The 7,125-nt window shown below is 62.8% G+C and carries 5 protein-coding genes and 1 pseudogene; 3 read left to right on the top strand and 3 right to left on the bottom strand.

Features of this window, described 5'->3' with window-relative positions; translation table 11 throughout:
• Positions 1 to 530: pseudogene (locus AB5Y70_RS15615) on the bottom strand (flagellin); the annotation flags it as partial.
• 382 nt (positions 531 to 912) lie between these two features.
• On the opposite strand from AB5Y70_RS15615, the gene AB5Y70_RS15610 reads away from it, so the two are divergent.
• Positions 913 to 1,545: a trimeric intracellular cation channel family protein gene (locus tag AB5Y70_RS15610; protein WP_042075824.1), complete on the top strand. Its 633-nt coding sequence runs from the start codon at positions 913 to 915 to the stop codon at positions 1,543 to 1,545.
• Positions 1,546 to 1,646: 101 nt separating this feature from the next.
• Complete coding sequence (locus AB5Y70_RS15605) at positions 1,647 to 2,036, top strand: hypothetical protein (protein ID WP_069784665.1); 390 nt, start codon at positions 1,647 to 1,649, stop codon at positions 2,034 to 2,036.
• A 74-nt stretch (positions 2,037 to 2,110) separates the two neighbouring features.
• On the opposite strand, the gene thiI is transcribed toward AB5Y70_RS15605, so the two are convergent.
• Complete coding sequence (thiI, locus tag AB5Y70_RS15600) at positions 2,111 to 3,559, bottom strand: tRNA uracil 4-sulfurtransferase ThiI (protein ID WP_069784666.1); 1,449 nt, start codon at positions 3,557 to 3,559, stop codon at positions 2,111 to 2,113.
• Between the two features lie 164 nt (positions 3,560 to 3,723).
• On the opposite strand from thiI, the gene AB5Y70_RS15595 reads away from it, so the two are divergent.
• The gene (locus tag AB5Y70_RS15595) at positions 3,724 to 4,683 is read left to right on the top strand and encodes a hypothetical protein (protein ID WP_069784667.1); all 960 of its coding nucleotides are present in this window, start codon (positions 3,724 to 3,726) and stop codon (positions 4,681 to 4,683) included.
• An 88-nt stretch (positions 4,684 to 4,771) separates the two neighbouring features.
• On the opposite strand, the gene pbpC is transcribed toward AB5Y70_RS15595, so the two are convergent.
• On the bottom strand, positions 4,772 to 7,021 hold the full coding sequence (pbpC, locus tag AB5Y70_RS15590) for a penicillin-binding protein 1C (protein WP_223929717.1): 2,250 nt from the start codon (positions 7,019 to 7,021) through the stop codon (positions 4,772 to 4,774).
• Positions 7,022 to 7,125: the final 104 nt, after the last annotated feature.

Below are 7,125 nucleotides of genomic sequence, written 5' to 3'. Positions count from 1 at the left end.
GCAGTCGCCGCCGCCGCAATACCAGAAATACTGAAACCATCGGTCTGATTCAGGTTAAAACTAATGGTCTGGTTGGCGTCGGCCCCCACCTGGAAGGAGCCGGTAAAAGTGCCATCGAGCAGCTTGGTACCTGCGAAGGTAGTGGCGGTAGAGATACGATTGATCTCGGCACCCAGTTGATCCATCTCTTTTTGCAGCGCATCGCGATCAGAATCGGAGTTGGATCCGTTTGCGGATTGTTGCGCCAGGGTACGCATGCGCTGCAGCATGCCGGTCACTTCGTCCATGGCCCCTTCTGCGGTCTGTGCCAGGGAGATGCCGTCGTTGGCGTTGCGGTTGCCCTGGTCCAGACCGTTGATCTGGGAGGTCAGACGGTTGGAGATCTGCAGACCCGCCGCATCGTCCTTGGCGCTGTTGATGCGCAGGCCGGAGGCCAGACGGGTGTAAGAGGTGTCCAGGGATTTGGTGCTGTTCATCATGTTACGCTGGGCGTTGAGCGATGAAACGTTGGTATTGATATACAGACTCATGATTTTTCTCCTAAGCTATTAAAATTTAACTTTAATTCACTCAGGCTTTATTTTGTTTTGTGCCTGATATGTTTAGTTAACGGCGTCTTTTAGTGATACTTTAATTTCTTTTTTCTGCCTTTATGGCAGTAATTGCCGCCTAACCTATATATCGGCCTCTATTCCCCACTCTTGAGAAAAAAATCGGAGTTTTTTGCCATGGTGCGCTGCACACCCACGAGCAGAGGCCCGGGCCCCGCACCAGACATGGCGTTGTGGTCACTCTCCACCCGTTTCCCAGAAACCGGCGCTGGCTCCCACTTTTGCACTCCCGCATTGCTCATCCCCACGGCTTGCCCCTAAAATCGCCGCCCCATCATCTATTGGACGTGAGTTGTTCTCCATGCAGACTCTGGTTGAGCAGATCGTTTACATCAGCGACATGTTTGGTACTGCGGTATTCGCGTTTTCGGGGGTCCTGGTAGCGGGTCGTCTTAGAATGGACGGCTTTGGCGTCATGGTGCTGGCCGCGGTCACCGCCATCGGTGGCGGCACCATCCGCGACATGATCCTGGGGGCCACCCCCGTCTTCTGGGTTCGCGACCCTCTCTACATCTGGGTGGTGATCGCCACAGCCCTCGTCGGCATGTGGATGGTCAAGTTGCCTCGCCGCATGCCCTGGTATGTGCTGCCGGTGGCGGACGCCTTCGGTCTGGCACTCTTTACCGTGATCGGCGCCCAGAAGGCGCTCAATTTCGGCACACCCGGGCTCATTGCGGTGATCATGGGGACCATGACCGGCGTCGCGGGCGGCATGATCCGGGACGTGCTGGCCCGGGAGGTGCCCATGGTGCTGCAAAAGGAGATCTACGCCACCGCCTGCATCCTGGGGGGCATCCTCTATACCCTGTCGCTGGAAGTCGGAGTGGACAGGGTGAGCGCCATGCTCATCAGCATGCTGGGGGTATTCGGCCTGCGGGTGGCGGCCATCTACTGGCATCTCTCCCTGCCCACCTTCTCGCTGCAGCGCAACTGAGGAACGCCGGAGTGGGCGAGATCCCATCCCGACAGGGACAAGATTGAACCAAGCCGGCTTTTCTGTTGTCATACAGGGGTCGTTTCAAGCCGGAATACCTCATGCAAAAACTTGGGCTCATTACCACGCTGACGCTGATGATGGTGGCGGCTCATGCGGGGGCACAGACCCTGTTCGGGCGTCTGGCATCCACCCCGGTGCAGCAGTTCAACCAGCAGATCCGTCAGGCGAGCAGCAATCAGCAAGGCTGGGTCAACGACTATCGCGAGGTGGCTCGCCGCTTCGTGGGCCATGAAGACGTCCCCACCCGCATCCATGCCCAGCAGCTGGACAACGATCTCGTGCTTTCGGTGGCTCTCGATGGCCAGAGGAACGACATGCTCTATATCCTGACCCTGTTTCGTAGCAACAACCTGTGGCAGATGCGTCAGGCGGAGATGGGCTGGCGCTGCCAGGGCCAAGAGACCTTTACCCCGGTTCCCTGTCCCTGACCCTCTGCATCCATGAAAGTGAAATAAAAAATCCGGCGCCTTGGCCGGATTTTTTATGGGCGAGGGTCGACCGCTCAGGGACGATAGACCTTGACGTTGGCAAAGCCCTTCTCCTTGAGGTAAAGCGCCTGCAACTTGCTCATCACGCCGCGATCGCAGTAGAGCAGGTAAGTCTTCTCTTGCGGCAGATCGCCAAAGGCGGTGGCCAGCTTGAAGAAGGGGATGTGCAGCACCTCGCGCCCTTCCACCACCAGCGGCTTGTCGTCATGCTCCTCCATGGAGCGAATGTCCAGGATCACCTCGTCGTCACCGCTCTCGGCGGTGGTCTCCACCTCCTGTACCTCGGCGGCGGTCTCCTCACCGATGCGGCGGATATCGAGGTAACGGGCCTCGGCCACCACCTTGTCCAGAATGGCGAAGTCGAAGTTGGCCTCTTCCGCCTCGATGCGGGAGAGCTCGGCCTTCACGGTCGGCTTCCTGGAGATGACGCCGCAATACTCCGGCATGGTCTCGGCGAACTCCAGGGTGCCGATGCGACGGGCTTCGCTGATGATGTCCGGCTTGTCCCAGGTAATGAGGGGGCGCAGGATCACCTTGTCGGTCACCCGGTCGATGACGTTCAGGTTGGTCAGGGTCTGGCTGGAGACCTGGCCCACGCACTCGCCGGTCACCAGGGCCGGGATCTGGAACTCGTCGGCCACCTTGGCGGCGGCGCGCATCATCATCCGCTTGAGCACCACCCCCATCTGGCCGTTGTCGATCTTCTCGAGGATCTCGGCCACCACGGGCTCGAAGTCCACCGCGGTGAAGCGCACCCGGTGGGAGGAGCCAAAGCGGTTCCACAGGTGATAGGCCACCTGCTTGACGCCGATCTCGTGGGCGGCCCCGCCCAGATTGAAGAAGCAGTAGTGCACGCGGCAGCCGCGCTTGATGAACTGGAAGGAGGCAACACCGGAGTCAAAGCCGCCGGAGAGCAGGCTCAGCACGTCTTCCTGGGTGGCGATGGGCATGCCGCTCAGCCCCTGGTGGATGGCGCTGACGATAAAGAGCTCCTCGCCATCGATCTCGAGGTTGATCTTCACGTCCGGGTTCTTGAGGCGCACGCCGTTGCTCACGCAGTGCTGGTTCAGGCCACCACCCACGTAGCGCTCGATCTCCAGCGAAGAGAACTCGTGCTTGCCGTGGCGCTTGGCGCGCACGCAGAAGGTCTTGCCTTCTAGCTGGTCACCCCAGACGGCTTTCACCTGCTCGAAGATGTCGTGCAGGTCGGTAAACTTGCTGGCCTGCACCTCGAGGAAGGCCTGGATGCCGGGGATGCAGGCGAGCGCTTCGATGGCCTGCTCGCGGAACTGGTCGTTACGGGAGCTCACGATCAGCTTGTCCCAGTCCATCCGCACCCGGGCATCGTCGTCGAAGCGGCGCAGGACATTGCGGATATTGCCCTGCAGTATCTTGATGAAGCGCTGGCGAACCGACTTGCTCTTGATGGTGATTTCCGGGAACAGCTTGATAATGAACTTCATGGTATTGACTCGGGTGGCCTTGATTTAAGGGCGCGAATTATATCAGAACTTTGTGGCCAGCGCCTACTGGATGAGCGGCCGCTCACATTCCCCCACGCAATGTTTGCCGCACCCTGGCCATCTTGCGTATATTCCCCAGCCTGCGCCCCGGCAACACGGCACCCATGAAAACCCATATCTACTACCCCGGCATGGAAGTGCGGGATGAACTCTGGCTCAAGTTTGCCCTGCTCTATCTGGAGCGGCTCGCCTTCGTCTTCACCGTCAGTGAAAAGAGCGGCCTCACCACCCTGCTCGAGACCCTGCGCCGGCAGACCGACCTGCTGGCCGAACCGCCAGCACCCGCCTTCTTCGCCGCCATCACGCCCCAGATCGAGAACCAGATTGCCGGCCTGGTTGCCCCCGACTTCGTCCGCCACAAGGTGTTTGGCAACAAGGAGCTGATCGGTCGCTGGCGCATGCCGGCCAACCACGACTGCTTCTGTCCGGCCCAGGCGGGGCTGGAGCGGCTGCACGGGTTTTGTCTGACCCACGGCTTTGCGACGCAGGATGAAGGGGGGATCAGAATGGCGCGCCGCTTTGCCAACCTGCTCTCCATGCGCCTCGCCCGTGAGTGGGCACTCGCCAATGACGGGGCGCTGATTACCGATCACGACTATCTCGACCGCCTGCTTCACCTGCTCGAATCCCGCTACCACAACCGGGGCGGCCAGGATTGCTTCCACCTCGAGATCCCGCTGCTAGTGCCCGCCAACTTAAGCGAGATCCCCGTTGCAGAGCTTATTGCCCTGCGCGGGCGCAGCGGTTTTCGCCAACAGCTGGCCGAGTTCCATCAGGCCCTCGACGCCCTGCTCGCCATGCTGGGCAGCGGCTACGCCGAGCCCGCCGTGCTGACCCGTTTCGAGCAGGCACAGCAGGGGCTCAACCCGCTGCTGGGGCCCGAGACGGTCAGCCTGCCGCTCACCACCCTGATCAGCACCAGCCTGCCCGCCATGGCGATGATCCACCGCCTCAAGGGGAGTCACCCACAGAGCGACCTGGTGTTTCATCCCATCAAGAAGAGCCACTTCCACCAGCGCAAGAGCCGGCATTTCTTCACCCGGCTGGGGCAGGTCAAGCCCTGACTCCCCGCCTCTGCCGGAGAATCGACAATCAACTGACGGCATCGGGACCATCACCGATGCCGTCAATATTCTGGCGCTCACCACGCCCTCAGGAGGGGTTTTCCAGCCGAAACTCGATGCGATCGCTGTTTCCCGCCTCATCCACCACCACCAGCTGATAGCGGCCCGCCTTGCTCACTACTTGATCCCCGTCCCAGCGCAGCCGCTGGCCGTTGAGAAACCAGGCCGGCTTGCCGACACCGCCGAGCACCTTGGGCTGCAACCGATAGCGCTGACTGCGGATAAGGTTGCCCTCCCCCAGTGCCAGGATGCGGATGGGGGCCTGCTGCTCGGCGCTCTGTCCCTCCCCCGCGCAGCCCCTGGCAAGCAGCGCCTGACGCCGCTCGCCCGGTGAGCGCCATGGCTCCAGCGACAGCGGCCAGAGCGCTCTAAAAGCGGATTGTGCCGCATCGTGGCAGCGGGTCAGCGTCGGCTTGCCGTCGACAGTGAGCGCAACCTGGCGCAGCGGCGAGGGCCAATCCATGGGATCCGGCAAGGTGGGAGGGTCGCGCCCTTCCAGCAGCCAGGCGCTCTGATGCTGCAAACAGGCCTCAGGCAGGGTCGCGCTCCACTTGCGCCCCAAGGGCCAGCAGATCTCCGCTTCACTCACCGTGTTGGGTTGTGCTGGCAGGGGGCTGTTGTCCGAGAGCCGCGAATAGACAGAAAGCAGCAGTGGCACTGCCGCACTCTGTCCATAAAAGCCGGGCATGGGGGTGCCATCGGGGCGCCCCAGCCAGACGCCGATGGTCCAGCGACCGGAGACCCCCATGGCCCAGCTGTCGCGATAGCCATAGCTGGTGCCGGTCTTCCAGGCCAGTCGGTTGACCCGGCCGGTCGCCTCGCTGGCAAAGGGCTGATCCGCGCGCCCCTGGGCGCTCAATATCTGCCAGATGATCCAGGCGGCCCCCGGACTCAGCAAGGGGCGCGACACCGCCTGCTGCCCCGCCAGCCAGACCGGCATCGCCACCTGCCCCTGCCGGGTCAGTGCGCTGTAGAGCGCCACCAACTGCTCGAGCCGAATGCCCGCCGCCCCCAGCGCAATGGCCGGATTAGGCTTGTCGGAAAGAGCCAGCCTCACCCCGGCATTGTCGAGACGGCTGACCAGTTTGTCCGGCCCCAGCGCCTCCAGCACCTGCACCGCCGGCACGTTGAGGGATTGCTGCAGTGCTTGGGCCAGCGTCACCGGCCCCTGAAAGGCACCGGAGAAATTGGCGGGTCTATAGTCCGAGCCCAGCCTTGGCGCATCGGAGAGCAGGGAGGCCGAGTGCACCAGCCCCTCGTCCATCGCCAGACCGTAGATGAAGGGCTTCAGCGTAGAGCCGGGAGAGCGGATCGCCTGCACCATGTCCAGATAACCGTGGCGGCGCAGATTGCCATACTCGGCGCTGCCCACATAGGCGCGCACCGCCATGGTTTTGTTGTCGACCAGGAGCAACGCCGCTGAGGTCTGCTCGGGGAAGCGACGGATATAGCTCGCCACCCGCCCCTCCAGCCAACGCTGCAGATCGCCGTCGATGGTGGTATGCACCAGGGCCCCGGCCTGATGGTCGGCGGCGAGACGGGCAAAGAGCGGCGCCTCCATCGGCGTGAAGTGACCGCGGGCCAGCACAGGCTCGATGCGTCCCTCCAGCCAAACCTGTTCTGGCCAGACCCCCTGCGCCACCAGCCGCTGCATCACCTTGTCACGGGCGGTGCGGGCCCGCTCGGGATGCCGGTCCGGCCGGTTGCGGCTGGGGGCCTGAGGCAGCACCGCCAAGAGCGCCGCCTCGGCATGGGTCAGCTTGGCCGCGCTCTTGCCGAGATAGGCAAAACTTGCCGCCTGTACCCCCTCCAGATTGCCGCCAAAGGGCGCCCGGTTCAGATAGACGGTGAGCAGGGTGCGCTTGTCATAGTGCCACTCCAGCTGCAGCGCGCGCGCCATCTGGCGCAGCTTGCCGGGCACGCTCCTGTGGTAAGGCTCGATAAGGCGGGCCACCTGCATGGTGAGGGTCGAGCCGCCCGACACGGCCCGCCCATGGCGCAACCACTGCCAGACCCCGCGCACCATGGCCACCGGATTGACCCCGGGATGGCGCCAGAAATGGCGATCCTCGTAGCCGAGCAGCGCCTCGATATAGCGAGGGGAAACCTGCTCCAGGGTCACGGGGTAGCGCCACACGCCGCTGGTATCGGCAAAGGCGCGCAGCGGTCGCCCCTTCATGTCGAGCACCACCCGTGCATAGGCCGGGTCGAGCGGTGGCGGCGGGAAGAGTCGATCCAGCGCCAGCAATGACAGGAGCAGTGCTACAACGCCCAGCATCGAGAAACGCAGCCAGCGTGGCAGGCGACCAAGCCAGCTCCAGCAAGCGTGGCCAGTGCGACCCAATTTCAGCCAGCCACGCTGCCAGAAAGTGAGCGGGCGAA

Origin of the sequence: Aeromonas sp. s1(2024), from assembly GCF_040908005.1 — a bacterium.
In the GTDB taxonomy this organism is placed as follows: Bacteria; Pseudomonadota; Gammaproteobacteria; order Enterobacterales; family Aeromonadaceae; genus Aeromonas; species Aeromonas caviae.
Note: the sequence above shows the minus strand (reverse complement) of the source record. Positions and strands in the feature narration are given on the sequence as shown.

Coding starts and splice junctions, on each gene's coding strand:
- pbpC (WP_223929717.1), bottom strand. CDS start 7,021: ATGCTGGGCGTTGTAGCACTGCTCCTGTCATTGCTGGCGCTGGATCGA.
- AB5Y70_RS15595 (WP_069784667.1), top strand. CDS start 3,724: ATGAAAACCCATATCTACTACCCCGGCATGGAAGTGCGGGATGAACTC.
- thiI (WP_069784666.1), bottom strand. CDS start 3,559: ATGAAGTTCATTATCAAGCTGTTCCCGGAAATCACCATCAAGAGCAAG.
- AB5Y70_RS15605 (WP_069784665.1), top strand. CDS start 1,647: ATGCAAAAACTTGGGCTCATTACCACGCTGACGCTGATGATGGTGGCG.
- AB5Y70_RS15610 (WP_042075824.1), top strand. CDS start 913: ATGCAGACTCTGGTTGAGCAGATCGTTTACATCAGCGACATGTTTGGT.